Genomic DNA, 24835 nt, shown 5'->3' with positions numbered 1-24835 from the left:
GCTGTTCGTGGCCAAAAGCATTTCACTGCCATCATCTCATTCACGCATTTGGTTCTTTGAGAGATTCATGACCCTGATCTCGCGGGCTCTTATGAACGAGATGTCGCTCTCAGTGTACCGCCCCAGAGCCCTGAGCACGATCCCTCTGTTGTACCAGGCGTCCTCGTCCCATGGGTTAACAGATATCGCATCCTCGCATGCGCTGAGCGCCTCATCGTACCGGCCGAGGTTGTAGAGGGACCATGCACGGCTCTTCAGTGCAGATGCATTATCAGGGTCGATGCTGAGAACGCGATTAAAGCAATCAAGTGCATCCTCATAGAGACCGATGGCCCTGAAGGTGATGCCTTTCGCGTACCAGGATTGAGCATGCTCTGAATCAAGTGATATGGCTGAGTCGAATGCCTCTATCGCCTTTGATGCCATTCCCATGGCTCTGTAAGCGAGACCCCTTCCATGCCAGGCCTGGACGGATCCAGGGTCGAGCCTGAGCGCCTTTTCGTAGCAGTCCAGAGCTTCATCGTACCTGCCAGTGCTGTGCAGCGACTCGCCCATCCTGGTCCAGCATGCTGAATCAGATGGCCTGAGCTCAAGAGCCCTCTCAAAGCATTCCAGGGCCTCGCTGTGTCTCCCGATTGTCTGGAGCGTTTCCCCGAGAATGCACCAGTCCCTGGCCTCAGAGGGGTCTATATCCAGAGCCATGCGGTAGGCCTCTATCGCCTCCCCATACCGCCCCATGGAGAGAAGCGCTAGGCCCTTCTGCCTCCAGCTCTCCGCATCATCAGGCCTGGAATCGATGCACCTCTCGATCCATGCAAGCGCATATGCAGGATCCCTGTCTATGGCCTCCTGGTAGGAGCAGATGGCCTCATCGCATCTTCCCAGAATGAATAACACCTCTGCACGGCTCTCCCAGGCCGGCACGCACTCCGGATCCACCTCTATCGCTCTGGTGTAGCACTCCAGAGCATCCTCATAGCGGGAAAGGCAGAAGCAGGCCATTCCCTTTCCACACCATGCCGCAGTGTTCCCAGGATCAATATCCAGCGCCCTGTCATAGTACTCTATGGCCTCATCGTAAGACCCAGCGAGGTACTTCTCCTCAGCCTTCTGCAGAAGATCAGCAATGGAAACCATGTGAGATATTCGCATGAATATGTGTTATAAAACTTGCCTCGGGCATGGGCCGTGTGCGCGCATCATTTGGCTCATGTGTTCGAATCATCGGAAAGGCAAACTCAGTCATTCGAACCAACGTCGACTGGCACTACACCTTTCTGCGAGATTACTGAGAATCCCTAAAAACCTGTTTTGATATAAAATAGTATATATAAAATTACTTAGCGACATGGGCAGATCGCAGAAAAGGAGGTTAATAGGAATACTCTACTGGTTCGCCGAACCACCCGGAAGAGCATATCATTGAAATCCGCAGCGATCAATCCGTCCAGACTCATGGAGCATCAGCTCACCGAAGTCGATTACAGCAGCATTCAGTGATTCAGGCTCACGATCGGAAATCCGGTACAATGCCGAGCGTATAGTGTCAGAGCTTTCGGGAATCCATAGACCTGCTGATGCGGGAAAAATTTGATATACGAGATGGGCAGTAGGGTAACCGGTACGGGCGTGTGGCCTAGCCAGGAGCACTGGCCGGTGGCCCTGTTCCCTAGAAGCTGTTCAGCTAGCAAGGATATGGCGGCAGCCTCCTAAGCTGTAAGCCGGGGGTTCGAATCCCTCCACGCCCGCTTTTCTCATCACATATTGACATCCAAGGGCGATCCTGCACACCGTTTAGCGCACCTGATCTGTACAGCATCTCTTCCTCTGTCGCGTATCCTTAACCTGACAGGCAGCATCATCTCCTCCAGTCTGTTGCGCTGCTGAGTGGTCGCGGATCGATCATCAGCTCGCGCTCACAGCCCGCAGCCCTGATCGGGTTCGACACCTTTTTATGGTCTCGAATAAAGCCACGGGCAGGGAGAGATTTGGATTTCAGATGGATAGCCTGGTCTGCTGCCCTGTGTGTGATGCTGATCGGGACTGCATGTGCTGCAGACTACGTGTTCAACGGTGCCCTCAACCTGGGCACAGGCTACCGCGACACCGAGCTGCTGGGGCAGACTGCGGCCGGTGCCCAGGGCCAGAAGTTTGCAGAGAAGATCATAGGCAGCGGAAGGTTCCATGAGAGGAGCGCGTTCGAGCTCGATGTCATAAGAAACACCATAAACTTCACACAGGACGCGGAGTTCGAGTACTTCCCTGTGTCATTTGGCAGCGACGCCTATAACAGAAAATGGTCCAACAGGATATGCGTCATAAACTACGATGCCGGATCGGCTCTCACAGAGGTGTACACGGCCTCTGAGCTGATACACAGGAGCACCGAGATCAGGACCACAGGAGCTGCCGGTAACGAGAGCCTTCAGGCAGGGATGGACGCCACGTTCATAGGCAGCGGGCGAATTGCCTGGACGACCCGTCAGAGAAACGACAAGCGCGCTGTGGAGCTGAGCAGATCTGTTGAGGATCTCACTGGCGCGTTCTCCGTGAAGAAATACGTGGACCTCAGCAACAGATCCGGAAGGCCCAGCAGGGTCGACTGGATCCCGTGCGCCTAGAAGTCGAAGAGCGATCTCTGCCTCTTCTCCTGAGAGATCTCTTTGCTCCCGGAGACGTCCTTCGCAGCCTGCTCTTCCCTTTCGATCTTCTCGACTTTCAGGCCGCGATCTATCATGGCGATCTGCTCTGCCTCGATCATCTTCTGCGCCTCCTCGAAGAGCCTCTGCACCTTCTTTGTAGCTGGAGAGCTTCCGGTCAGGAGCGCGATCTCCTCTATGTTCAGACCGAGGGATGCTGCAACAGCCACTCCGGTCTTCCTGCTGTTCAGCAGAGCCCCAACAAAGTGCATGAGCTCAGATCTGGCGTATGATGTGCTGACATGACAGTGCGCAGCTATCTTTCTGGCAGCTGAATCCCTCACGGATCTCGCCTTTCTTGTTTGACCCAGCCGTTTCCAGAGGCCTGGCGGCCTGAACTGCGTGTATCCCCTCCGCACATTCAAGCTGACAGCTCTTACCCCTCCTGTCATCAGGAATGTGGCGTATCTCCAGAGTGTGTAGTTCTGCCGCTTCCTGACCCTTCCCAGGAAGATGTCCGCTCTGGATAAACATTCGAATCCCCTTGCGAGATCGCGATCCCTGTACACCACAGGCAGATTCTCGTCGATCCAGTGTATGAGATCCTCCGGGCTCTCATCCAGCTGGTATGTGGCCTCAAGCGCGCTCCTTGCGCTCTCTCCCCTGAATATCGAGTCGAGAACCTTGAATATCGAGGCCTTGACGTCCCTCTCGGAGGTCGCGACGTCCTCCAATCGCAGGTGCCTCAGACCACTTGCAGCCGCCTCGAGGTCGTTTATCGCGCTGCGCAGGTCTCCACCTGACATCTCAGCTATATGCATTATCGCGTCCGGCTCGCATTCGATCCCCTCGCTCCTGCAGATCTCTCTGAGAAGGGATGCTATGGTCTGAGCTCTTATCGATCTGAACTGAACCCCCCTGCACGCATCCCTGAGTGGCTTCTCCATATCGTAGTACTCGTTTGCTATGAGAACCACAGGCTGCGTCGCATCCCTTATCACCTTCAGAATCGCTGCCGCCCCGCCCCGGTCATACGTCCCGTGCAGGTTGTCAGCCTCATCCAGTATCACAAGCCTCCTTCTGCCGGAGAATGTGCTCACCTGCGATGCGGGTCCAGCAACGCTCTTTATAATCTCCGCAGTCCGCTGATCGCTGGCGTTGAGCTCTATGTAGTCCCAGTCCATCTCCGATGCCAGCGCGAGGGCCGCTGATGTCTTCCCAACTCCCGGAGGACCATACAGGATAAGGCACTTTACCTCAGGCCTGCCCTTCTCCCAGGCCCTGGCCCATGCCCTTAGCTCGGCCACCGCCTTTGCATTGCCCAGTATGCCATCAAGGCTTCTGGGCCTGTACTTCTCGGCCCAGCCCACCATACCCCTACCAGATCCCTTCCCTTCCAGTTATCTCAAACGCCTTTATCTCCCAGACGCACATATCCATGCGCTCGAGCATCTCCCAGGTGAACATCTTCCCGCCATGCCCGCCGATCCCGCTCTTCATGAAGGCGTCGAACATCCTGCGCTTGGCCTCATGTGATCCTGAGAGCTGAGCTTTCCCATAAAGTATGACGCTCCTCCACCGCTGGCCCTCGAGCTCATCCACCTCGAAGCAGACGTTGCTGTTTCTCCTCGCGATCTCGATCTTCTTTCCGGATGGCCTGGAGTGGAGTATGACAGTGCCATCCACATAGACATATGACATCGGTACCACATACGGTCGGTCCTCGTAGGAGAGCGCCAGCCTGCCATACCTGCATCTCCTGAGCAAATCCTCACATTCATCCATACTCATTTCGCGAACGTTCATCTCGTGTCCACCTCCTGCGTCGGGGACTTCCTGCGCTCAAGGCTGCCTTGATCATGTGGAGAAGACGAAGAGTCGAATGTTTCAGGGCTCACCCACCGTCTTCACATGTCCGCACACCAGTGCATGAGTGTGCATGCGGCTGCTCCAGCCTGAGGAATCCAGGGAATCCCCTGAACCAGTTCAATAACCCCTGTATATCATGTAATCCGCGAGCTCCAGAAGCAGCCTTTTCGCGGGAGAATCATCCAGAACATCAAGCGCACGCTTCCCCCTCTCGACGAACTCCTCTGCCCTTCTCCTGGCATAATCTATCGATCCGCATCTCCTCAGAGACGAGATCGCCTCCTTGAGCTGATCCTGGCTGGCCTGGCCCTTCCCGAATATCTCGAGCCTGACTCCCTTGGAGAGAGCATCTATTATTATCATAGTCTTCTTTCCCTCGAGGATGTCCCCACCGAGCCTCTTGCCCAGGACGTCCTCTGGCACGGTCAGGTCGAGTATGTCGTCGTGTATCTGAAATCCCATGCCTGTCAGCCTGCCGAACTCCTCGAGGCCTGCTGCCACCTCAGGCGGGGCTCCGGCCAGGGTCGCACCGATCCATGCAGAGGCGCCGTACAGCACCCCCGTCTTCTTCTCGATCATCTCCAGGTACTCGCTCTCAGTCACAATCTCCGCGCGCTCGAACTCCAGGTCCTGCCACTGTCCCTCGCATATCGAAGTGCATGTTCTCGCGAGCATATCCATGGCAGCAAGCACCCTCTCAGGCGGCGCGTCCACCCTTGAGAGCATCTCGAACGCCTTCGAGTAGAGAGTATCGCCTGCGAGTATCGCCCCGGATGTTCCCCATATCACATGGACCGCGGGTTTGCCGCGCCTCAGAGAGGCGTTATCCATTATGTCATCATGTATCAGCGTGAAGTTGTGGACCAGCTCTATTGCAACAGCAGCCGGAACCAGGCGTGCAGCGTCGCACCCCACAGACTCTCCAGCCACGAGAAGCAGCGATGGTCTGAGCCGCTTTCCGCCAGCTCCCAGCAGGTGCCTGGCTGCATCGTACAGCCCTTCAGGTCTGGAGACAGGCAGGAGCTCGTCTATAGCTCTGGATATCAGATCAGCGCGCTTTCTCAGCTCAGCCTCCAGATCTCCTCCCTCCAAGGTTTTCATGATCTTCGACCTCTTTAAGCTCACCCGAGGAGCAGCTCCTGCCCGTTCCTCAGGAGATGTATCGAGTATCCCAGCTTGTAGCCCGTATCCTCAGCCAGCATGAGGTACTGGCCGTGGCTGTTGAGGTTGCCGTGGCTGGGTATCACATGCTCCGGGTTAATCATGCGCAGCAGCTCCCAGTGGTCCTCTCTGCATGCATGCCCTGAGACGTGCACATTATCGTATATCCTCGCGCCCTTCATCTTCAGCTTCGTCTCAACCGTGTGGCGATTTGACATGTTGAGAGGCTGTGGTATTATACCAGCACTGAATATGACCCTGTCTCCCGATTCCACCCTGAACTCAGTCTCCCCATTTGCAATCCTGCTCAGTATGGCCCCTGGCTCACCCTGATGGCCTGTCATTATGGGCAGGTACTTGTCCTTGCCCTCGACCATCATCCTCTTCAGCGCTTTATCGACAGCCTTCCGCCTGCCACACACTGCCAGCCCGTTCCCTCGCTCCGCATACCCTGTTCTCACAGCAGTTCCCCAGTACTTCTCCATGCTTCTTCCGAGAAGAATTGGCTTGCGGCCCATTTTGCGGGCTGCCTCTATTATGGCCTTTATCCTGGCTATATGCGATGAGAAGGTTGTCACCAGTATCCCCGACTCCGTCTCCTCTGTTCCCATGAGAACATCCCAGACGAGGTCCTTGGCGATCTGCTCTGAGGGTGTCTTCCCAGAGACCCCTGCGTTTGTGGTCTCCGTTATCAGCGCCAGAACACCCTCGCGCCCGAGCTGTCTGAGCCTGGGAAAATCCGGGGGCTCGCCAAGAGTCGGGCTCCTGTCGATCTTGAAGTCGTTTGCGTAAAGTATTGCTCCGTGTTTTGTATGCAGCGCGGCGAAGACACAGTCCACTATGCTGTGCTGTACCCTGATGAACTCAAGCTCTATATCCGGAGTAACCTGATGCCTCTCCCCTGCCTTCAGGCTGATGACCTCGTTGTTGACTCTGAATATCCTCTCCGCTTTTATCTCCTGGTTCACGAGATCAGCTGTGAACGGCGTGGCTATGATGGGTGCCCGGTATTTGTGTGCCAGCTTCGATACCGCGCCTATGTGATCCAGGTGTCCATGCGTGCAAACGATCGCCTTGACCTTTGATGCAACCCCGTTCAGAACGCTGTCATCAGGTATGGCGCCCATACTTATGAGATCTGAGGAATGAAGAGACTCCACATCTGTGTCCTCGTGTATCTGGACCCTGTCCAGGCGGATTCCCATATCCATTATTATTATGTCGTTGTCGACTCTGATGGCAGTCATGTTTCTTCCGATCTCGTCGTATCCGCCGACTGCCATTATTCCTATGCTGCTCATCCTAACACTCTCTTTTACCTTTTTGAAGAAAAAATCTTTGTATCGATGCCCCGCTGCTCCAGGATCTCCCGGGTTCTTCCAGTTATTATCACAGGGATCCTGCCCAGCTCCTGGATACTCCTCGAGCCGGTGAGGAACATCGATATCCTGAGCTCTCTCACGAATCTCTGAAGAACCCTGACGACATCCAAGCTGCCCCTCGTCGCGGGAGCGAGCAGGGGAAGCGCTGCGCCGGCCATGAACGCGCCAAGTGCGATGCTCCTTGCCACATCAATGCCGCTTCTCACGCCTCCTGATGATATCACCTGGGCGCCTGCGCGTGAGCACTCTATCACCGAGACTGGAGTTGGTATTCCCCATTCTGCGAAGAGCATGCCGATCTCGCTGGACTCTGCATCACCGCGCAGCTCCGCCCTGTATGATTCGACCATCGACCAGGATGTCCCTCCGGCGCCGGCAACATCTATGATCCGGATACCGGAATCTACGAGGATCCTCGCGTCCTCAAAGGAGATCCCGCAACCGGTCTCCTTGACGATTATCGGCAGCCTGAATCTCGCCTCTCTCAGGGAATCGAGAACTCCCGCTGCATGCATCTCACCTTCAGGCTGGACCGACTCCTGGAGGAAGTTCAGATGAACGGCGACTGCATCCGCATCCACCATCTCCGCTACCCTGTCCAGGACCTCAGGCCCGTATCTGTGCAGCTGAACAGCCCCTATGTTCCCCACCACAGGCACATCGGGAGCAAGCTCTCTGACGATCGAGAATGTCTCCTCAAGATCGGGGTGCTCAAGCGCAGCGCGCTGCGATCCCACCCCGATCGCGATGCCGGTCTCCTGAGCCGCGATGGCGAGGTTCGCGTTGATCTCCCTCGCATCCGGATGGCCACCGGTCATAGCGCTTATCATCAGCGGCGCAGAGAGCCTCCTGTTGAGAAATGTGCATTCTGTGCTCACATCAGACTCATCGATCTCAGGCAGGGCCCTGTGCAGCAGGATCAGATCATCAAATGGTCTGTATCTCGATACCACCTGCTTTTTCAGACATATGTCTATATGCTCAAGCTTCCTGCGGACCGTCTCCATGCTCTCTACCTGTGATCAGCGTGCCGAGCTTCTCTCCGGACAGAGCGCGTCTGACATTTCCGGACACGCCGGCGTTGAAGATCCTGGAGTCTATACCGATCGCAGCAAGCTCCACAAGCTCACTGAGCTTCCCGTGCATGCCTCCTGTCACATCAATTCCTTTGGCAGGCAGAAGATGAGATTCAATGAATTGCATGCTCTCAGGTGTTATGCAGCTGAGAACCCTGCCGTTGATCATGACGCCATCCACATCAGTGCCCATCGCAACCATCCCGGCTCCCAGAGTTCTCGCAAGATATGCGACGAGCTGGTCTCCGGAGACTATGCCAGCACCCCTGGAGACATCCATCGCGACATCGCCGTGAAGCACAGGGACCACGCTGCGCGTGAGCATCTCTGTGATCACTTCTGTGCTCATGAGATGAATCCTGCCATCCCTCAGAACCACACAGCTCAGGGGATGAACTGGCAGGGCATCGACTCCGGCATCGTGCAGCGCCTCGACCACGGTTCTGTTGAGGTCTGATACAGAGAGATGTGTTTTCAGCAGACCCTCCACGGTGAACCTCTCAGGCAGCCCGAAGTTTCTGGCGTGAATGTGGCCGAAGGATCCTGCGCCATGCACGACTATCAGATCCTCACTCCCCGCGATCTCATGAGCGATCCTGGATATCTGGTCCAGCCTGGCGGTGGCCAGCCTGCTCTTATCCGTTATTATGCTCCCGCCCAGCTTCAGTATCTTCAGCATAATTATTCTACAGTAACGCCTTTGCATCCTGTCCTGGCCCTGAACGCCCTGCCCCTGGCCTGGGATATCGCGGTGATGGTTCTCAGGGATGCGTCCTCTCCTGGAAGAGCTATCATGCAGCCACCTCCACCGGCGCCTGTCAGCTTTGCTCCCAGCGCCATTCCAGCGCCCCGTGCAGCGTAGACGAGCTCGCTCAGCTCCCTCGTCCCGACACCAATCGCCTCGAGAAGGCCGTGGTTTATGTTCATGAGCATACCGAGCTCCTCGAGCTCCATCTTCTTTATGCACGGCACCGCCATTCTTGATATCGCACCTATGGCCCTGAATATCGGGTCCACTATCTCCGGATACCTAGACCTCAGCTCCTGGACCCGCGCGACCTCTGCTCTTGTATCATGTGGAACTGACGTGCAGCCAATGACAAGATCCAGCGGGGGCAGCTCTACGGGCGTTACGCCATCTGAGATCTGTACATACCCGCCGTATGCGGCAAGCGCTGTGTCCATCGGGCTCCCCAGGCCCATCTGCACCATCTTCTCGATCCTGTGGGCCTCTGCCGCGATACTCCTGACATCCATATCGATGCCCATGTGGCGGCTCAGTGCAGCCAGCGTCGCAACGACTATGGCAGCGGAGGACCCGAGACCCGATGCCACAGGTATCTCAGAGGAGACCGTTATCCTCACGTCGCTCACACCAAGCGTCTTCACAACAGCAGACACATACCTGGCAGCAGCAGCCGCCTCATCTGAGCTGCCGAGAGACACGACTCTCCCATCAGAATCGACCGAGAAGCCGGAGAGCCTCAGTCCCAGCCCATGTATGCTGATCTCCGTCTTTCCAGGGAGATCCTCAACCAAGACCCTGGCGCGCAGATCTATCGCGGTGCCCAGCGCGGGGGCGCCTGACACAACAGCATGCTCCCCGAAGAGTATGACCTTCCCCGGGGCTGATGCCGCTGTCATACTCCTCCTAGGTGAATATCACAGCCCCATAGCCCACGACCTGTCCGCGTTCTCCGGAGACGTCTCCACTGGTCGCATAGCGCAGAAGCTTCCCCATGCTCGCGCCCAGTCGCCTGGAGGCTGCTATCGTCGCTGCCATCGGCCCGTAGCCACAGACCCCGTGCCCGTAGTACCTGGAATCGAGCATCTCGATCTTTGAATACAGATCGTCGATATCCATTCTGATTATCGACTCAAGTATCGATGTATCAAGCTGCCTGGCGGTCTCGTGTCTGAGATAATGCGTGAGATCGCTGGATGCAATCACACTGCAGCTCCTTCCGAGCCTCATGATCGCATCCGCCACAGCCTCACCAACCTCGATGGCGGTCTCCTGATCCTGCATGCCCATGCAGATCGGGAGTATCCTGAAGCCTGAGAAGCACCTCTGGAGAAACGGCAGCTGGACCTCGATCGAGTGCTCCTCCATGTGTGCCAGCTCATCATGCGCCACTATCGACCCCTCAAGGGCATCGGCGAGCTCAAGATCCACAGGGACACTGCCCAGCGGGGTTCTCCAGGTCTCCCTGCTGACGGCGACTGGGAGCCCGAGGCCGGTGTGGTTCGGGCCGATCAGAACGTATGTCTCGCGCTCAGGAAGCCTCGCGTACACCTCGGCTGCAACAGAGCCTGAGTAGATGTAGCCGGCGTGTGGCACCACTGCACCGATAACCGGCATGGGCTCGCGCTTCAGCCCGCGAAATGCAGAGCTGAGCTCCGCGAGCAGCGCCTCGGCCCTTGCAGGATAGAACATACCGGCGGCAGCTGGTGGCCTCATATCTAGAACTCCATCTCGAAGTCAGACACGGTGTACCTGAACTTCTCCTCCTCGCCGCGCTCGCGCATGACCTGTCTCGCAAGAAGCCAGTAGATCAGCGTCAGCGCCTTTCTGCCCTTGTTGTTTGTGGGTATCACAAGATCAACATTTGAGGTCATGTTGTTGGTGTCGCAGAGCGCCACCACAGGTATGCCGATATCAACTGCCTCCTTGACAGCCTGACCATCGCCTGCCGGATCTGTGACCAAAAGCACATCAGGCTCTATGTATCCCGCGAAGGACGGGTTCGTCAGAGTGTTCGGTATGAACCTCCCGACGTTCGCCCTGGCGCCGACGGCCTTCGCGAACATTGTGGCAGGCCTCTGGCCGTACTGCCTGGCAGAGACGACAAGTATCTTCGAGGGCTCATAGTTCGCCAGAAACTTCCCTGCAAGCCGTATCCTCTTGTCTGTCGCCTGAACATCAAGAACGTAAAGACCGTCTGTCCTGACCCTGTAGATGTACTTCATCATGTCGCTGGTCTTCTGCTGCGTTCCGATGTGAACACCAGCTGCAAGATACTCGTCTATGGGGATCAGGGTCTCATAATCGCCCTCGACGGTTATCACCTCTTCTTCAACCAATCAATTCACCTACCTTTTGCGATCACGTTTCACGGTTATAGGTATAACACCCAACCTCATCTCTTCAAGAGCTATTTCGAGAGGGTCTATGGATTCCGTCCTTATTAACACTGGGGCTCCCATGAAAATCTGCAGAGCACGTGCTCCCACTATCCTGGCTCGCTCAAATCGAGTATATTTCTCGCCCTTCAAATAGCCACCTCAAAAGGAAGAGTATGATGGGGTTGCTGAGATTCGAACTCAGGTCACAGCGTCCCGAACGCTGTAGGATGGACCAGGCTACCCTACAACCCCCTTTCTCTCTACTGGTACCTGCGGAGCATATCCACGACCTCAACATGGGATAGAAGCATCCGCCTGCAGCAGTACCTCTCTATCCCAAGGTCGTCCATCACCTTTCCAGGTGGCTCGGATTTGATCCGCTCCCTGTACTCTTCCCACACGCTGGAGATGACCTTCCCACAGGAGAAGCATCTTACCGGGATCAAGGCACCTCACCTGTAGGACTTCTGGTACTTTGCTCTGGCACCAAGTCCGCCAAACTTCTTCTTCTCCTTCTGTCTGTGATCGCTTACAAGAAGGTTTCTGTCGTACTCAGCGTATGCCTCCTTCAGAGCGGCATCACCAGTCCACTCGAGTATGCCCCTGGCCAGGGCTGTCCTGACGGCATCCGCCTGACCCATGACGCCACCGCCCCTAACCGAGACGTCCACATCGACGCTCGAAAACGCCTCTGTCGCCATGACTACCGGCTCCATCATCTTCATCCGGGCCAGAGCAGGCTCGACGATCTCGAGCGGCACATTGTTTATGCGAATTCTGCCCTTGCCCTCCTTGAATGTTGCCCTGGCGATCGCAGTCTTCTTCTTTCCCGAGGAGTTGACCACCTTCATGAAGATCCTCCCTAGAACTCCGAGCCAAGCATCCTGCTCAGCTCGCCAAGCTCAATGTAGCTTGTGGCTCGCTTTACCTTGGCCCCATCCGGCTGCTCAAAGGCCATGCCGCTCAGGTCTGGAGGTACGCCCACGTAGACCCTGAGGCGAGCCATCGCCTCTCTACCCCTGCCGGTCTTATAGGGAAGCATTCCCCGCACAGTCCTTTTAAGGATGCGATCAGGGCGCTTCGGGAAGTACGGCCCCTTCTCACGGGTGCCCCTCTCCAGCATCTCGCGATACTCGCGGAGGACCGACTCCTTACTTCCGGAGATTATGGCCTTCTCAGCGTTCACTATCCTTATCTCCTCCCCCTGGAGAAGACACTTCGCAGTTATGCTGGCCAGACGGCCCATAACCAGACCGGTCGCATCGAAGATCATCGCACTCACCTCAGAATCTTTATGCCAGTACCCTTGGGATGGAGCCTCATGAGCTCCTCTATCTTCATGCATCTTCCACCCGCGGAAATTATCTTCGACGCCGCCTGCTCGCTGAAACCAAGCGCAGCAACTGTTACCCTGTGATCTATCTCTCCGGCCCCAAGAACCTTGCCAGCGACCAGCACCGTGTCATCATCTCCAGTGTGTCTGTTGATCCTGCTCAGGTTGACCGCGGCGTAGTTTCGCCTCGGCTTCTCCAGCCTCTCAGCAACATCACGCCAGATAGCGGCCTTGCTCTCACGTGAGGCAGCCTTGAGGTCGCTGATGAGACGGACCAGTCTCGGATTAGTCTTCTTGATAATCTTCATCCAAATCCTCCGCAAAGCCTCGCTAGAGACCGACTCACGCGCCCAGCGCGTTCGAACATCAGTTCATGCGCCAAGGGCCACCCGGCCCTCATGCGGATATCACTCTCGAACAATTCGCCAGTATATAAGGGTTTTCACGTCCCCGATATTTGGTCTTGAACACCCGAGTTGAAGTCTTGAAATCAACAGATCGCATGATGTGCACCGTGTCTGGATATTGAGACGTGCCTGAAGATCCGGCTGCGACTTGAAGGGGATGCCAGGAATCGGCATGCACTGGCATAATTGCATGCGCCCTTATGTATTCAGCAATTTGAAGGACATACGGGCCGGTTGCTGAACGCACTCATCCCCTTGCCATCGACTACATCGAAGGGTTTCGACAGTTTCGACTTCGTCGAAACCCTTCGATGTAGTCGAAGATAAGTTGAAACGAGCGCGAATGATGCCCTCTTCAGGCAGGTTGTCAGATGAATAAGAGCCATAACATGACATTACGATGTCGCATGCGTCTGAACTCTGAATACACGCCCTGAGATCTATCCTGGCGGGCCTGTCTGCTCCTCCCTGATCTCCACAGGACAGAGCTCATCTCCGCGCGCTTTCTTGCAGATCTCGCACATCCTCTCTATGAGGTCAACAGCATCTCCGTCCATAAGATCCTCTGCAAGCCTGGAGATCTCCTCCCTGATATCGTCTCTGAACACGATGTTGTAGCCTCTCTTTCCGGAGACATACTGCGAGACTGCCGCAGGCGTGACATCCATCAGCCGTGATACCTCCCTCTGAGAGACGCCCCGCCTCACCAGCTCCTGTGCTATCGTGGCCCGTATTCCAGGGAGAACCTCCCACACAATCTCCTCGCATGGCGATCTCATACCATCAGAACCTTTATCATGACGATAGTTCCATTGGGCGATCTCTGGCAGATAAATGTTCTCCACATGGAGCGTTGCGAGCATTATATGAGCTGCAGATCGCCATCGCTGGTCCCAAAGCATCTCATAAGAAGCGCGGAGGCAGATAAACGGCTTGAGCTGTTCATGGTAACCTCTGTGGCGACCATTTTATGCATAAGGTTCATTCTGCATGCCACCGGCTACCCGCAGCTCGCAATCCGCGGCCTCCATATAGCACATGTGCTCCTCGGCGGGGCCCTGATGGTGCTCTCAATTGTCATACTCCTCGCATTCATAGACCGATACTCCTCGGATCTCGCAGCCGTTGTAGGCGGGATCGGTTTCGGCGCGTTCGTTGATGAGCTGGGTAAGTTCGTGACAATGGACAACAACTACTTCTTCCAGCCAACTGTGGCGCTGATCTACATAACATTCGTGCTTCTGTACATCTTCTTCCAGATGATAAACGGCGAGCAGCTCACACATGAGGAGTGCCTTTTAAATGCCTTAGAGCTTGTCAAGGATGCTGTAATCAAGGATCTCGATCTCCATGAGAGAAAGAGGGCGCTTGATCTGCTGGACGGGTGCGATCCATCCGATCCTCTCGTCAGGGTGTTCAGAGAGATGCTGGCAGGGATGGAGTGCATCCAGAAACCAGATCCTGGAATTTATACAAGATGCAGGGAGGGGGCGAGGAGGGTTTACGAGTGGCTTGTCAGCAGAAAGTGGTTCGTTAATGCGGTAATCGCGTTCTTCATCATCCAGTCTGTATTGACGCTGTGTGAGGCCTCGCTGCTGGTTATGCTCAAGCTGGCAGACTCGCTGCTGCAGCTCAGGCTGATCTCCATAAGCATGGCCAGCTGGCCTGAGCTACTCGCTGCAACAGTATCGTCCATCCTTGTGCTCTCCGGAGTGCTCATGATCAGACGCAATCGCCTGGCAGCATACTACCGGTTCAAGAGCGCCATGCTTGTCCAGGTCCTTCTGGTCCAGACATTCGCGTTCTACAGGGACCAGCTTTCCGCGCTCACCGCCCTCGCGATCAATATTGTGATACTCCTGACACTCAGGTACATGATCGCCCAGGAATTGTCTGCTGATCGTGCAGATCTCTGATATCTCAGCTAAAGCGGCCCGTCTCTCCAGCTCCACCTCTCGACTTTATAAGCGACCGCCTCTGCTCTCGCGATGCCCCCTCTGACTGTGAGCTCTATCCCATATCGTCTTCTGAGATCATCCCGAGCGAGATCCAGGATATCCCCAAGGCATGATCTCGCGTCAGGGATTCCGGCCGTCTCAGCTGCGCCTCGGAACATCTCGATCAGCCTCTCCTCACCCAGAACAACCTGAACCACAACGCTCCGGCTCCGCTCATCCTCCTCGACGAAGATCTCCTCCCCCTCGAAATGAAAGACCTCGCCGGGCTGCATTCTCGACACCCTCGCGCGGAGCGCAGCGCGCACAAGCAGCGGAAAGACCGGGTGCTCAGAAAGCGCCCTGACGCACTCCAGGCGCGGGTCAGCCGGCACTCAGGCGCCCCCTCCCTGCCGCTCCTTCGAAGACCCTGCTACCATCGGCATCATTTCTTATTACGAGGTGATTCCATATCACTCTTTCCTGAATGCTGCTCTTATCTCGGATCTGATGAGATCAAGGCCTCCGACCCTCATGCTCCATCTCACAGTAGTGACAGATGTGCTCGAAAGCTGCCTGAAGATCTGAAGAACCTCCTCCTCTGTGAAGTAATGCGTGATCGTCCCATCCCCACGGATGAAGGTCCTCTCCTCGATCTCATCGCCTCCAGCTCTTAGATCGTCAAATGAGAATCCTCTGAAGAAGACCAGGCCACCCCTGCGGGTGACCCGTATGATCTCCCCAGCCATCACAGATCTCTCAGGCCCGAGCAGATGCCCCAGGACATGGAAGGCGAAGACAGCATCAAATGCTCCATCCCTGAAAGGGAGCAACCTGCCGTCGGCTGCGATAGGCTCCACATCCTCTGTGAGGCCCTTTGAGCATGTATCTTTGCAATCACTTCTCTGACCTGATGCTGCAATCTCCCTAATGATGGATCTTGTGAGCATGACCGCCCTCGGGGATATATCGATGGCCACGATGTGCCATCCTCTCCCGATCATCCCCCGGAGGGTCTTCCCGCTTCCACAGCCGAGCTCGAGGACCCTTGAGCCGCAGGGAAGCTCAGGGATATCCCGCGTGATGCCACCCCATGATCTCCCCCTCCGGCGGTAAAACAGATCCCAGCTATCGCGCGGGTTCTGCGTGCAGTGTGGTGCTGCAGGCCTATCCGACGCGCTCTTACATCCCCCGGGCGACATTATGGTAGATGCAGGCGCATTTGATGGCACTGCCGGATCTGGGGTACCTGGCCCCACAGGCCACATCATATCATGCAGCAGGCTGGCCAAGCTTTTTGTCCTCTGCATTTTAATTTAACAGCATGGATCTTCTCGATAAATTTATCGGTTCCCTTCTAGGATCTGCGGTCGGAGATGCTCTGGGGATGCCGCTTGAGGGTTTCTCTGCTCTGGAGATACAGCGAGCATTTGGAAGGGTCGTCGATATGCTTCCTGCGCCTGAGCACCATTTCCACCACGGGCTCCAGGCAGGCCAGTACACAGATGATACTGAGGAGACCCTGATCCTGGCGGAGGCCATCATCGAGGCTCAGGGCTTCTCAGGTGATGTTTTTGCTGAGCATCTGATGAGATGGGGATCCAGATGGATACTGAACGAGAGGCTCAACAGAGGTGTTGGGATCACAACAAGATCCGCAATAGAGAACATGCTCTCCGGAAAGCCCTGGCAGGAGGCTGGTGTCAGTATAGAGACCTGCGGGGCTGCGATGAGGGCTGCGCCGATCGGTCTCGTGTACCACTGGGATCTGAGCATGGTATCCAGGTACTCTGAGCTCCAGAGCATCGTCACACACAGAAGCCGCGCAGCCAGGGCTGGAGCTGTTGCGGTCGCTGTTGGTGTTGCTCTATCTCTTCTGGACCTCCCGCGCATGACCATCCTTGAGGTATCAGCAGAGAACGCCTCGAGGATCTCCCCGGAGCTCGGAAGAAAGCTGGAGGAGGTGAGGTCGATCCTGCTCCTGGATAAAGATCCATCAGATGCGCTGGATATGCTTGGCACATCTCCGTCTGTGCATGATGCTGTGCCCTCTGCGTTCTACTGCTTTGTGCGCCTTGATCCGGAGGAGGCCATTGTGGAGGCGGTCAATGCTGGAGGTGATACAGACTCGGTGGCATCGATCACAGGGGCACTCGCAGGCGCAAGATACGGAACTTCATGGATACCTGAACGATGGCTCTCGCATCTCGAGAACAGAGAAAGGATCGAGGAGCTGGGAAGAGATCTCGGCCAGCTCAGCCTGAGGCTCTCCAGGAGGGTCTAGCGCCGCAGATTTATATCAGCAGAGAGGTCCTCACGCAGCATGATAGACATAGGAATAGTCGGCGGTTCGGGCTACACAGGCGGTGAGCTGCTCCGCCTTCTCTCCGTGCATCCATCTGCAAATGTGGTCTGCGTCACATCCAGAAAGCTTGCCGGAAAGCCGGTGGTATCGGTGCATCAGCATCTCAGAGGCATGCTCGATCTCAGGTTCGAGGCTCCCTCGCCTGCTGAGATATCCCAGAGGTGTGATGTCGTGTTCACGGCAGTACCTCACGGAACTGCAATGGACTGGGTTCCGGAGCTGCTCGATAATGGCGCAAAGGTGATAGATCTGAGCGCTGACTACAGGCTTCCGGTAGATGTATTCGAGAAGACATACGGGATAAAGCACAGAGCTCCCAGGGAAGCGGTCTTCGGCCTGCCGGAGCTGCACCCGGAGGTTGCAGGCGCATCTCTTGTAGGGAATCCAGGATGCTATCCCACAGGTGCAACGCTGGCTGTCGCCCCGCTCGCGAAGGCCGGAATGATAGACCGCGTGGTCTTCGATTCCAAGTCAGGTATATCCGGCGCAGGCGCTGAGCCGACTGAGACCAGCCACTACCCGAACCTGGCGGAGAACATAAGGTGCTACAGGGTGACGAACCACAGGCACGTGCCTGAGATAAAGCAGGAGCTATCCCGTCTGCAGAACGACATCAGGATCAGCTTCACACCGCATGTGATACCGGCGGTTCGCGGTATTCTCACAACAGCTCACGTCTTTGTGAAGGATTCATTCTCAGATAAGATACAGGACAGGGAGTTTGTCTCAAAGCTCTACAGCGATTTCTACAGCAAAGCCAGGTTTGTCCGGCTTGTGGATGGTGTGCCGATGCTGGGCAACGTCCGCTGCTCGAACTTCTGCGATATCGGTTTTGAGATCGAAAAGAACAGCGACCGCATAGTTGTTATATCCGCCATAGATAACCTGGTCAAGGGTGCCTCCGGCCAGGCAATTCAGAACATGAACCTGATGATGGGTCTGGATGAGACAACGGGTCTCTGGTTCCCCGGCGGTGCCCCGTGATTGTAGCGCCAGGGTACAGCATCCGGGCTGAGAAGATCGCATAAATAGTATTATGAGAGGTCTCACACAGGCGTGATTCAGAGCAACACCCTGGCTGGAGGGGAGGTCACAATGCTCGTTAAGGACATCATGAACAGAAAACCTGTCACCTGCCAGGCGAGCGACCCGATAGCAGAGGCAGCTCGTCTGCTCAGGGAGAACAAAATAAGCGGCATGCCTGTGCTCGATGGGGATGAGCTTGTGGGCGTGGTATCTGAATCCGATCTCCTGAGGCTTCTATCGACAGAGGACGATCGGGGAGAGCTCTGGCTCCCGAGCCCCTTCGAGATATTTGAGGTCCCTGTGAGAGATGTGATACGGTGGGAGCGGATGAAGAGGTCGCTGGAGGAGATAACAAAAATGCGCGTCTCGGATGTGATGAGCAGGAAGCCCATAACAGTGAGCCCGGATGCATCCATAGAGGAGGCCGCCGCGATAATGACGAAGCACAGAATAAACAGGCTGCCGGTCGTAGAGGGCTCCAGGCTGGTCGGGATATTGACCCGCGGCGACATCATAAGCGGACTGGGTTCCGCGGAGGTATCATGAGAGTGATTGATGGCGGTATATGCGCCGTGCCGGGAGTGAGAGCCTGCGGTGTTAAGCGCGGCAGGTACGGCGTCGCGATGATCTCATGCTCCGGATATGCGGCTGGTGTCTTCACGAGAAACAGGGTGAGGGCTGCGCCAATAGAGGTGACCATCGGTCATCTCAGAAGATCTGGAGGAAGAATTGAGGGGGTGATCGCGAACAGCGGATCCGCAAATGCATATACCGGTATGCGCGGTATGAGGGACGCGGAGAGGATGGCCGGCATGATGGCTGAGATGCTCGGATGCAGCCCTGAGCGGATCGGCGTCGCATCGACCGGTGTCATAGGCCGCTACCTTGATCTCAATCTGATCTCATCGCTCGCAAAAGAGGCTGCTCCAGCACTCCGCTCAGGCCCCGACGCGAGCAGGGAGGCAGCGCAGGCGATAATGACGACCGATACAAAAGTCAAAGAGGTCGCTGTCGAGCATGAGGGATTTCGTGTTGGGGGCATATGCAAGGGCGCGGGCATGATAGAACCTGATATGGCGACGATGCTGGCTTTTATCTACACAGACGCTGATGTCGGCCCGGAGCTCTACACGTTCCTGAAAGATGCTGTGGATGTGAGCTTCAACATGCTGACAGTCGATGGAGACACAAGCACAAATGACACAGTGCTCCTGACCAGCACCCGGGCGGTGGAATGCGAGCCAGAATCATTCAGGGAGGCAATGGAGTACGTGTGCGTTAGCCTGGCTAAAATGATTGCAAGGGACGGAGAGGGCGCGACAAAGGCGATGGAGGTGGAGGTCACCGGAGCAGCATCCATCGAGGATGCGCGGAGGGCTGCGAAGAGCATAGCGAGAAGCAATCTCGTGAAGGCAGCGCTGTACGGTGAGGATCCGAACTGGGGGAGGATCGTGTGTGCAGCAGGTCGATCCGGGGCTGAGTTCGACCCCTCCAGGATCTCTCTGAGCATGAGCTCCAGCAAGGGCTCCGTGGTGCTTGTGGATCGGGGTATAATAGTCGATGACGTGCTGGAAGAGGCGAAAAAGGTCATGTCCAGCGATGAGATCTTAATCCAGATAGACCTGGGCGCAGGAACCGTGAGCGCCCGCAGCTTCGGATGCGATCTGACTCACGAGTACGTGAACATCAACGCGAAGTACACGACATAGAGCGGGATGGGAAAAATACACCCTTAAAGATCACGCTCTCATCTGTTTAACAACCTGAAGGTAATGCCCGGTTGCTGGATGCACTCACCCCATGGCGCATAACAGGTCCGGTGATTCTGCGGGCAGGTCGTCAGATGGAAGCGTTCCGGAAGTTATGCCTGCGATTCCCTGATGACATCCAGTTTCATGCTACTTCAGCACTGGTATGGCAGAGGTCATTCAGGCGCTCCATTACGAAAGCATGATGCCTCAGCACTGCTGCAGCAGAGGCCGTTCAGGGCGCAGGCTACCTTATCATAACCCTCCCGAGGCTCACCAGAAACAGTGAGAGGAAGAACCACCCCAGGATGCCCTCCAGGATCACAAGGTACCTGTAGATGCCGGAGGGCCTGAACTCTACCGGACCCGCATAAAGATATATGAGCGCGCTGAAGTACATGCTCTCGTGGAGCGAGATCGGCCTTCTCTCAACACTGATCTGCTCCCTCAGCCTTTCAGGATTCTGATCCAGCACTGTGGTCTGTTTGTAAACGCCTTTGCCGAGAGAGAACACCGCTCCGAAAAGTACTATAAGCACGATCGACCAGATGAAAGGATAGCTCGGCCTGACCCCGTAGCCGCATGTTATCCATGCGAGGTAATCGATGGTCTTTCCCCAGCCGAAAGGCTTTCTGAGCTGTGCCTCCCTTCTGTAATCGTAGTAGCAGTTATCTGCATCCTCAAACCACTCCAGGTCCTGGTAGTTCTTGACCAGAGCCAGATAGGTTGCACCGTCGTAGAGGAGATGATCTTTTATTTGAGACCATGGTGCTGTCAGCCTTCTGAACTCAGCGCCCTTAAGGTTTATCCTGGATGCGCTCCCGAATGTGGTGTTGTCGAGAACGAAGGCATCGATGCGCGCGCTGTTCAGGTTGAGATCGCCCATGAAATACGTGCCCGCGAAGTTTGCGAGACCCTCGAACTGTGTCAGCCCGAAGACCGCATCTTCCTCGAATGTGATATCGCCGAAGTAAACAGCCTTATCAAACCTTGCCAGGGCGAAGTTAGCAACGCCCCTGAACGCCGACCCCTCGAAGGAAGTGTATCCAGCGAAGCTCGACATGCCGAAGTTCGCATCTCCGTTAAACTCCGCATTCATGAAGCCAGCCCCATCACCAAATTTTGTGTTCAGACCGAGAAAATCTCCGGAGATGCGGGCTCCGTAAAAATCCGCAAACCCCTGGAAGGAGGAGCTTGAAATGTGCAGACCTCCATGAAATGCGCTGTCAGCAAAGTACCCGTAGTCGTCAAATGCTGTGAAGTTCATCTCAGCAGCGCGTGAGAACCTGGATCCGGAGAAGCTCGCATCCCGCCTGAAGTGAGCGCCCTCGAAGCTGGCATCGCCCGAGACCTCGATAAGATCGAATATCGCGTCCTGGGAAAATACAGCTGATGCGAAATCCATATCCCCGATCCTGGTGCCGGTGAGGTTCACAGCACCCTCAAACACCAGTCCGCTCAGGTCTGCATCACACATCTCCGAGTTCGTGATGACAAACTCCCTCCTCACGATCTGCGGCTCTATTCCGGAGAGATTCAGGGATCCCGAGATGGTAACGCCATCAAGCATAACGGGCTCCCCAGAGATCACCTTCTGCATGATCTCATCAGCCGCGACTGTAACTGCCGACGAGTCTGATTGCATGCTGATCAGCAGGAGAAGAAGAATCGAACGTCCGGGCCGGCAGATCATCGTTTGTAAAGTGACGGGCCACCTATCTAAATCTGGCGGAATGTGCAGCAGGGCGTTGCAGTTTCAACCTCCGGGGGTGCAGTGGCAGCAAAAACTCCTCTTCACCCGGAGTGGCCGAACCATGCGCATTTGCTCCAGAGAGGGGTAAGGAGAGAGATGGCTCCGCAGCTAACCCCCCAAGATAATCGATGCTGCGGTCATCAGGGCGCCTGATATCAGGGGTATCGTGAAGTTGTCGTCCACAGATCTGCCCCTTACAAAAATCGGCACCGAGTCGGCAAGAGTCGCACCTGCTGCACCTGCCAGGTATACATGTGGCGGGAGGTGCATGGCGCCGGAGAAAATGAAGCCAAGGAGCGTGCATACCGAGAGCATGGCCGCTGCAACAATCCGAGGCTTTCTCTTTCGTGGTATGCCCGAATCGCGCACGTTTGATCCCACGATCACAGATCCGACAATGCCGCTGGCTGCATCACCTATGCAGAGCATGAGTATGGCGAGAGCCGCAATCATCTCGCTGAAAAGAATCACAGTCAAAAGGCAACCTGATATGTAGAAGAAATAGCCTGCCACACGCCCCTGCTCGCTCTCTCTGACCTCCGGAAGCCGTATCATCCCTCTGAGCCTGAGCGCCTCCAGAACGACTGCAACAAGCAGAGCTGTGGCGACAAATCCAACAGTCATACACCATCCGGCCTTGAGGAGGAGGACTGGCACAGACAGGCCGGTGAGATGTATGGACTTCCTTCTGATCTCCCTGATCAGACAGGAGCGCCAGTTCTCAGCAGCCATCATGCCTTTACAGGTGCACCGGCCTCTGAGAAGCAGAGAGCTCCGGATAGAAGACCCCTGATGACATCAACCGCTCTGTCCTCTGCAATCCTGATCTGCTGCATCGTGTCCCTGTCCCGCACTGTGACCGTTCCGTCCTCGAGCGTCTGGTAATCAACGGTGATGCAGTACGGAGTACCTATCTCATCGTTGCGCCTGTACCTCCGCCCGATGGATCCTGATGTGTCGAACTCCGCGAGCATGCCGCATCTCCTGAACGCATCAAAGATCCTCCTCGCGGGCCCGACCAGCTCATCCTTGTCCATGAGGGGGAGAACAGCGACGTCCACAGGAGATATGCCGGGCAGGAACCTCAGGACCGCCCTCATCTCACCCTCGACAGGCTCTTCGTGGTAAGAATGCTCGAGCACTGTGTACAGGATCCTGTCTATACCGAAGGACGGCTCGATGACGTGCGGCACCACCTCCTCGCCGCGTATCTCCTCCTCGATCTCCTCAACGGATACGAGGCTCCTCTCGATCTCGTACGTCTCGCCGTCCACAGTGACCTTTATGATATCGTCTTTGAGATTTGAGAGATCCATCGACTGGAGGGCCTCTGCTATCGCCTTTGCCCTGCCCTTGAACCTAGGCCCCAGTGCCTTCATATCAGGCTTCACAGCGACCCTTTTGCGCCTGATGGGCTCAGGGTAATGGACGAACACGCTGAGGTTCGCCTTGCTCAGCGCCATGTGTGACCTGAGATCGTAATCCGTGCGGTCTGCTATGCCGACGATCTCTATCCAGCCGAGACGGTCGAGCAGGACCTCTGCATCCCAGCAGTCGGCTGCATAATGCGCCATCTCATCCGCCTTGTGCTGCCTGAACCGAAGGCGATCCCTGTCAACGCCAACCGCCACCAGATACTCATAGGTCCTTGCGACGAAGTATGCGAGGATCTCGTGTGCTATGATCCCGCGCTCCACGGCCTCTCCGACGCTCATCTCCTCGACCTGGCCGCGCTCCTGTGCTTCCCTGGAGTAGAGTCTCAGCCGGAGATCTTTCACCTCGGAGAAGCGCGGGTGCCGCTTGCTTCTGGGATCTATGAAGACCTCTGCCTCGGCCTGGCTGAACTCCCTGAGCCTTATCACACCCTGCCTCGGGGATATCTCATTCCTGTAGGATCTTCCGATCTGGACAGCGCCGAACGGCAGAGAATCGCGGTAGTACCTGAGAAGCCTGGGGAAGTTTATGAACATGCCCTGTGCTGTCTCAGGCCTGAGGTAGCCGGGATGCCTGTTGCCAGGACCGATCGCGGTTCTGAACATCAGGTTGAACTCGTACACCTCAGAGAGCTCTCCGCCGCACTCCGGGCAGGTGATGTCGTTCTCCTTCATCACCCTGTAGATCTCCTCTGCGGAGAGAGCGTCAGGGACCTCCACGATGTGCTTTATGAGATGATCTGCCCTGTAGATCTCCTTGCACTCCTTGCACTCTGTTAGGGGATCGGAGAAGCCGCTCAGATGGCCTGATGCTCTGAACACCTCCTCGATGCCTATCGTCGGGCACTCGATCTCTGCGAACCCCTCACCTATGACGAAGAACCTCCTCCAGATGTCCTCTATCCTCCTCTTCAGCCTGGCTCCGAGAGGACCGTAGTCGTAGAAGCCAGCAGCACCACCGTAGAGCTCGAAGGACGGCCACATGAAGCCACGTCTTCTCGCCAGCTCGGTCACCTGCTCGTACCTGTCCATACCAAAATCCTCCGATGGTAGGATCGCACGTGATAATTTAACCTTTATCCTGGGCTAGAGGTTCTCCAGGCTGTTTCCGAGAACAGCGGTCCACCACCATCTCGCCATGTCCACAAGATCCTTGCTGAACGCTCCTGAGAGCCTGTACTCGCCTCCTCTTATGGAGATCAGCCCTGCACCCAGAAGCTTGTTCCTCATGGCATAGAATGCCGACCTGCTTATTTCAAGCTCCCTGATCATGCTCTCCCACTCGTTCGTCTTCAGCGGATTTCCCTCACGCATCCTCTCCTCTATGATGCCCAGGAACCTCCTGCCCCTCATCGCGGTCGTCTCATCCTTGAATAAACGCAGCATCAGCTCGTGATACGGATCCCTGGATCTGCTTATCATGTACTCCGGCTTCGATCTCACCTTGATTGTGGTCGCGGTTCTCGGCGCATTCTTGATGCTGGTCATGATCTGAAACCCCCTCCTGTCTGCATTCATCCAACGCTCTTATGTATTCAGCAACTTGAAGGACATGCAAGCTGGTTGATTAATGCACTCGTCCC

At 55.9% G+C, this 24835-nt stretch carries 28 protein-coding genes and 2 tRNA genes; 7 read left to right on the top strand and 23 right to left on the bottom strand.

Annotation, left to right across the window (positions count from 1 at the left end; genetic code table 11):
- Window positions 1-36 precede the first annotated feature (36 nt).
- The gene (locus QHG98_02205) at window positions 37-1137 is read right to left on the bottom strand and encodes a tetratricopeptide repeat protein (protein MDH7596544.1); all 1101 of its coding nucleotides are present in this window, start codon (window positions 1135-1137) and stop codon (window positions 37-39) included.
- A gap of 488 nt (window positions 1138-1625) precedes the next feature.
- Between QHG98_02205 and QHG98_02200 the strand changes: the two genes are divergently transcribed.
- Together QHG98_02200 and QHG98_02195 are read left to right on the top strand one after the other, a co-directional pair.
- Window positions 1626-1748: transfer RNA gene (locus QHG98_02200), tRNA-Arg, on the top strand.
- Window positions 1749-1988: 240 nt separating this feature from the next.
- Window positions 1989-2621 carry a hypothetical protein gene (locus tag QHG98_02195; protein ID MDH7596543.1) on the top strand — a complete coding sequence of 211 codons (633 nt, stop codon included), beginning with the start codon at window positions 1989-1991 and terminating at the stop codon, window positions 2619-2621.
- On the opposite strand, the gene QHG98_02190 is transcribed toward QHG98_02195, so the two are convergent.
- The 16 genes from QHG98_02190 to QHG98_02115 form a co-directional block, all read right to left on the bottom strand.
- Window positions 2618-4012, bottom strand: a complete 1395-nt coding sequence (locus tag QHG98_02190) for a replication factor C large subunit (GenBank protein ID MDH7596542.1) — start codon at window positions 4010-4012, stop codon at window positions 2618-2620. The two genes, QHG98_02195 and QHG98_02190, sit on opposite strands and share 4 nt — an antisense overlap.
- A 4-nt stretch (window positions 4013-4016) precedes the next feature.
- Window positions 4017-4445 (bottom strand): pyridoxamine 5'-phosphate oxidase family protein, encoded by a 429-nt coding sequence (locus QHG98_02185; GenBank protein MDH7596541.1) that lies wholly within the window; start codon window positions 4443-4445, stop codon window positions 4017-4019.
- 180 nt (window positions 4446-4625) lie between these two features.
- The gene (locus QHG98_02180; protein MDH7596540.1) at window positions 4626-5609 is read right to left on the bottom strand and encodes a polyprenyl synthetase family protein; all 984 of its coding nucleotides are present in this window, start codon (window positions 5607-5609) and stop codon (window positions 4626-4628) included.
- Between the two features lie 20 nt (window positions 5610-5629).
- A complete protein-coding gene (locus QHG98_02175) occupies window positions 5630-6970 on the bottom strand; it encodes an RNase J family beta-CASP ribonuclease (protein ID MDH7596539.1) in 1341 nt (446 codons plus the stop codon).
- A 14-nt stretch (window positions 6971-6984) separates the two neighbouring features.
- Window positions 6985-8058 carry a type 2 isopentenyl-diphosphate Delta-isomerase gene (fni, locus tag QHG98_02170; GenBank protein ID MDH7596538.1) on the bottom strand — a complete coding sequence of 358 codons (1074 nt, stop codon included), beginning with the start codon at window positions 8056-8058 and terminating at the stop codon, window positions 6985-6987.
- Window positions 8033-8806 carry an isopentenyl phosphate kinase gene (locus tag QHG98_02165; protein MDH7596537.1) on the bottom strand — a complete coding sequence of 258 codons (774 nt, stop codon included), beginning with the start codon at window positions 8804-8806 and terminating at the stop codon, window positions 8033-8035. Before QHG98_02165 ends, fni begins: the two co-directional genes overlap by 26 nt.
- A gap of 2 nt (window positions 8807-8808) precedes the next feature.
- Complete coding sequence (mvk, locus tag QHG98_02160) at window positions 8809-9771, bottom strand: mevalonate kinase (GenBank protein MDH7596536.1); 963 nt, start codon at window positions 9769-9771, stop codon at window positions 8809-8811.
- Between the two features lie 7 nt (window positions 9772-9778).
- The gene (locus QHG98_02155; GenBank protein ID MDH7596535.1) at window positions 9779-10588 is read right to left on the bottom strand and encodes an MEMO1 family protein; all 810 of its coding nucleotides are present in this window, start codon (window positions 10586-10588) and stop codon (window positions 9779-9781) included.
- Between the two features lie 2 nt (window positions 10589-10590).
- Window positions 10591-11211 carry a 30S ribosomal protein S2 gene (gene rpsB, locus QHG98_02150; protein MDH7596534.1) on the bottom strand — a complete coding sequence of 207 codons (621 nt, stop codon included), beginning with the start codon at window positions 11209-11211 and terminating at the stop codon, window positions 10591-10593.
- 9 nt (window positions 11212-11220) lie between these two features.
- Window positions 11221-11403, bottom strand: coding sequence for a DNA-directed RNA polymerase subunit K (locus QHG98_02145; GenBank protein ID MDH7596533.1), 183 nt, complete (start codon window positions 11401-11403; stop codon window positions 11221-11223).
- Between the two features lie 27 nt (window positions 11404-11430).
- Window positions 11431-11505, bottom strand: a tRNA-Pro gene (locus QHG98_02140).
- A gap of 8 nt (window positions 11506-11513) precedes the next feature.
- Window positions 11514-11699, bottom strand: coding sequence for a DNA-directed RNA polymerase subunit N (locus tag QHG98_02135; protein MDH7596532.1), 186 nt, complete (start codon window positions 11697-11699; stop codon window positions 11514-11516).
- A gap of 6 nt (window positions 11700-11705) precedes the next feature.
- Window positions 11706-12104, bottom strand: coding sequence for a 30S ribosomal protein S9 (locus QHG98_02130; GenBank protein MDH7596531.1), 399 nt, complete (start codon window positions 12102-12104; stop codon window positions 11706-11708).
- Between the two features lie 11 nt (window positions 12105-12115).
- Window positions 12116-12526, bottom strand: coding sequence for a 50S ribosomal protein L13 (locus QHG98_02125; GenBank protein ID MDH7596530.1), 411 nt, complete (start codon window positions 12524-12526; stop codon window positions 12116-12118).
- 5 nt (window positions 12527-12531) lie between these two features.
- Entirely contained in the window at window positions 12532-12894 is a 363-nt protein-coding gene (locus QHG98_02120) for a 50S ribosomal protein L18e (protein ID MDH7596529.1), read from the bottom strand.
- Window positions 12895-13433: 539 nt separating this feature from the next.
- Window positions 13434-13772: a helix-turn-helix domain-containing protein gene (locus QHG98_02115; protein MDH7596528.1), complete on the bottom strand. Its 339-nt coding sequence runs from the start codon at window positions 13770-13772 to the stop codon at window positions 13434-13436.
- An 87-nt stretch (window positions 13773-13859) separates the two neighbouring features.
- On the opposite strand from QHG98_02115, the gene QHG98_02110 reads away from it, so the two are divergent.
- Window positions 13860-14909 carry a hypothetical protein gene (locus QHG98_02110; protein MDH7596527.1) on the top strand — a complete coding sequence of 350 codons (1050 nt, stop codon included), beginning with the start codon at window positions 13860-13862 and terminating at the stop codon, window positions 14907-14909.
- Between the two features lie 8 nt (window positions 14910-14917).
- Here QHG98_02110 and QHG98_02105 read toward each other — a convergent pair whose 3' ends face one another.
- Together QHG98_02105 and QHG98_02100 are read right to left on the bottom strand one after the other, a co-directional pair.
- Window positions 14918-15322 carry a hypothetical protein gene (locus tag QHG98_02105; protein MDH7596526.1) on the bottom strand — a complete coding sequence of 135 codons (405 nt, stop codon included), beginning with the start codon at window positions 15320-15322 and terminating at the stop codon, window positions 14918-14920.
- Window positions 15323-15400: 78 nt separating this feature from the next.
- Complete coding sequence (locus tag QHG98_02100; GenBank protein MDH7596525.1) at window positions 15401-16219, bottom strand: class I SAM-dependent methyltransferase; 819 nt, start codon at window positions 16217-16219, stop codon at window positions 15401-15403.
- Between the two features lie 32 nt (window positions 16220-16251).
- Between QHG98_02100 and QHG98_02095 the strand changes: the two genes are divergently transcribed.
- The 4 genes from QHG98_02095 (at window position 16252) to argJ (ending at window position 20027) form a co-directional block, all read left to right on the top strand.
- Window positions 16252-17211, top strand: a complete 960-nt coding sequence (locus QHG98_02095) for an ADP-ribosylglycohydrolase family protein (GenBank protein MDH7596524.1) — start codon at window positions 16252-16254, stop codon at window positions 17209-17211.
- Between the two features lie 39 nt (window positions 17212-17250).
- Complete coding sequence (argC, locus tag QHG98_02090) at window positions 17251-18276, top strand: N-acetyl-gamma-glutamyl-phosphate reductase (protein ID MDH7596523.1); 1026 nt, start codon at window positions 17251-17253, stop codon at window positions 18274-18276.
- A 72-nt stretch (window positions 18277-18348) separates the two neighbouring features.
- On the top strand, window positions 18349-18864 hold the full coding sequence (locus QHG98_02085; GenBank protein MDH7596522.1) for a CBS domain-containing protein: 516 nt from the start codon (window positions 18349-18351) through the stop codon (window positions 18862-18864).
- Entirely contained in the window at window positions 18861-20027 is a 1167-nt protein-coding gene (argJ, locus tag QHG98_02080; protein ID MDH7596521.1) for a bifunctional ornithine acetyltransferase/N-acetylglutamate synthase, read from the top strand. The genes QHG98_02085 and argJ overlap by 4 nt, the downstream gene beginning before the upstream one ends.
- 286 nt (window positions 20028-20313) lie before the next feature.
- On the opposite strand, the gene QHG98_02075 is transcribed toward argJ, so the two are convergent.
- The 4 genes from QHG98_02075 to QHG98_02060 form a co-directional block, all read right to left on the bottom strand.
- Window positions 20314-21666, bottom strand: coding sequence for a pentapeptide repeat-containing protein (locus QHG98_02075; protein MDH7596520.1), 1353 nt, complete (start codon window positions 21664-21666; stop codon window positions 20314-20316).
- Between the two features lie 261 nt (window positions 21667-21927).
- Window positions 21928-22554, bottom strand: coding sequence for a hypothetical protein (locus tag QHG98_02070; GenBank protein MDH7596519.1), 627 nt, complete (start codon window positions 22552-22554; stop codon window positions 21928-21930).
- The gene (gene glyS / locus QHG98_02065) at window positions 22551-24284 is read right to left on the bottom strand and encodes a glycine--tRNA ligase (GenBank protein MDH7596518.1); all 1734 of its coding nucleotides are present in this window, start codon (window positions 24282-24284) and stop codon (window positions 22551-22553) included. Before glyS ends, QHG98_02070 begins: the two co-directional genes overlap by 4 nt.
- Before the next feature lie 54 nt (window positions 24285-24338).
- The gene (locus tag QHG98_02060; GenBank protein MDH7596517.1) at window positions 24339-24740 is read right to left on the bottom strand and encodes a hypothetical protein; all 402 of its coding nucleotides are present in this window, start codon (window positions 24738-24740) and stop codon (window positions 24339-24341) included.
- Window positions 24741-24835 lie beyond the last annotated feature (95 nt).

It is taken from the genome of Methanothrix sp. (genome assembly GCA_029907715.1).
GTDB lineage: Archaea > Halobacteriota > Methanosarcinia > Methanotrichales > Methanotrichaceae > Methanothrix_B.
Note: the sequence above shows the minus strand (reverse complement) of the source record. Positions and strands in the feature narration are given on the sequence as shown.

Excerpts from the sequence above, each read along its gene's own strand:
- QHG98_02205 (MDH7596544.1), bottom strand. The coding sequence starts at position 1,137 with ATGGTTTCCATTGCTGATCTTCTGCAGAAGGCTGAGGAGAAGTACCTC.
- QHG98_02190 (MDH7596542.1), bottom strand. The coding sequence starts at position 4,012 with ATGGTGGGCTGGGCCGAGAAGTACAGGCCCAGAAGCCTTGATGGCATA.
- QHG98_02185 (MDH7596541.1), bottom strand. The coding sequence starts at position 4,445 with ATGAACGTTCGCGAAATGAGTATGGATGAATGTGAGGATTTGCTCAGG.
- QHG98_02180 (MDH7596540.1), bottom strand. The coding sequence starts at position 5,609 with ATGAAAACCTTGGAGGGAGGAGATCTGGAGGCTGAGCTGAGAAAGCGC.
- QHG98_02175 (MDH7596539.1), bottom strand. The coding sequence starts at position 6,970 with ATGAGCAGCATAGGAATAATGGCAGTCGGCGGATACGACGAGATCGGA.
- fni (MDH7596538.1), bottom strand. The coding sequence starts at position 8,058 with ATGGAGACGGTCCGCAGGAAGCTTGAGCATATAGACATATGTCTGAAA.
- QHG98_02165 (MDH7596537.1), bottom strand. The coding sequence starts at position 8,806 with ATGCTGAAGATACTGAAGCTGGGCGGGAGCATAATAACGGATAAGAGC.
- mvk (MDH7596536.1), bottom strand. The coding sequence starts at position 9,771 with ATGACAGCGGCATCAGCCCCGGGGAAGGTCATACTCTTCGGGGAGCAT.
- QHG98_02155 (MDH7596535.1), bottom strand. The coding sequence starts at position 10,588 with ATGAGGCCACCAGCTGCCGCCGGTATGTTCTATCCTGCAAGGGCCGAG.
- QHG98_02130 (MDH7596531.1), bottom strand. The coding sequence starts at position 12,104 with ATGAAGGTGGTCAACTCCTCGGGAAAGAAGAAGACTGCGATCGCCAGG.
- QHG98_02125 (MDH7596530.1), bottom strand. The coding sequence starts at position 12,526 with ATGATCTTCGATGCGACCGGTCTGGTTATGGGCCGTCTGGCCAGCATA.
- QHG98_02120 (MDH7596529.1), bottom strand. The coding sequence starts at position 12,894 with ATGAAGATTATCAAGAAGACTAATCCGAGACTGGTCCGTCTCATCAGC.
- QHG98_02115 (MDH7596528.1), bottom strand. The coding sequence starts at position 13,772 with ATGAGATCGCCATGCGAGGAGATTGTGTGGGAGGTTCTCCCTGGAATA.
- QHG98_02110 (MDH7596527.1), top strand. The coding sequence starts at position 13,860 with ATGAGCTGCAGATCGCCATCGCTGGTCCCAAAGCATCTCATAAGAAGC.
- QHG98_02095 (MDH7596524.1), top strand. The coding sequence starts at position 16,252 with ATGGATCTTCTCGATAAATTTATCGGTTCCCTTCTAGGATCTGCGGTC.
- argC (MDH7596523.1), top strand. The coding sequence starts at position 17,251 with ATGATAGACATAGGAATAGTCGGCGGTTCGGGCTACACAGGCGGTGAG.
- argJ (MDH7596521.1), top strand. The coding sequence starts at position 18,861 with ATGAGAGTGATTGATGGCGGTATATGCGCCGTGCCGGGAGTGAGAGCC.
- QHG98_02075 (MDH7596520.1), bottom strand. The coding sequence starts at position 21,666 with ATGCAGAAGGTGATCTCTGGGGAGCCCGTTATGCTTGATGGCGTTACC.
- QHG98_02070 (MDH7596519.1), bottom strand. The coding sequence starts at position 22,554 with ATGATGGCTGCTGAGAACTGGCGCTCCTGTCTGATCAGGGAGATCAGA.
- glyS (MDH7596518.1), bottom strand. The coding sequence starts at position 24,284 with ATGGACAGGTACGAGCAGGTGACCGAGCTGGCGAGAAGACGTGGCTTC.
- QHG98_02060 (MDH7596517.1), bottom strand. The coding sequence starts at position 24,740 with ATGACCAGCATCAAGAATGCGCCGAGAACCGCGACCACAATCAAGGTG.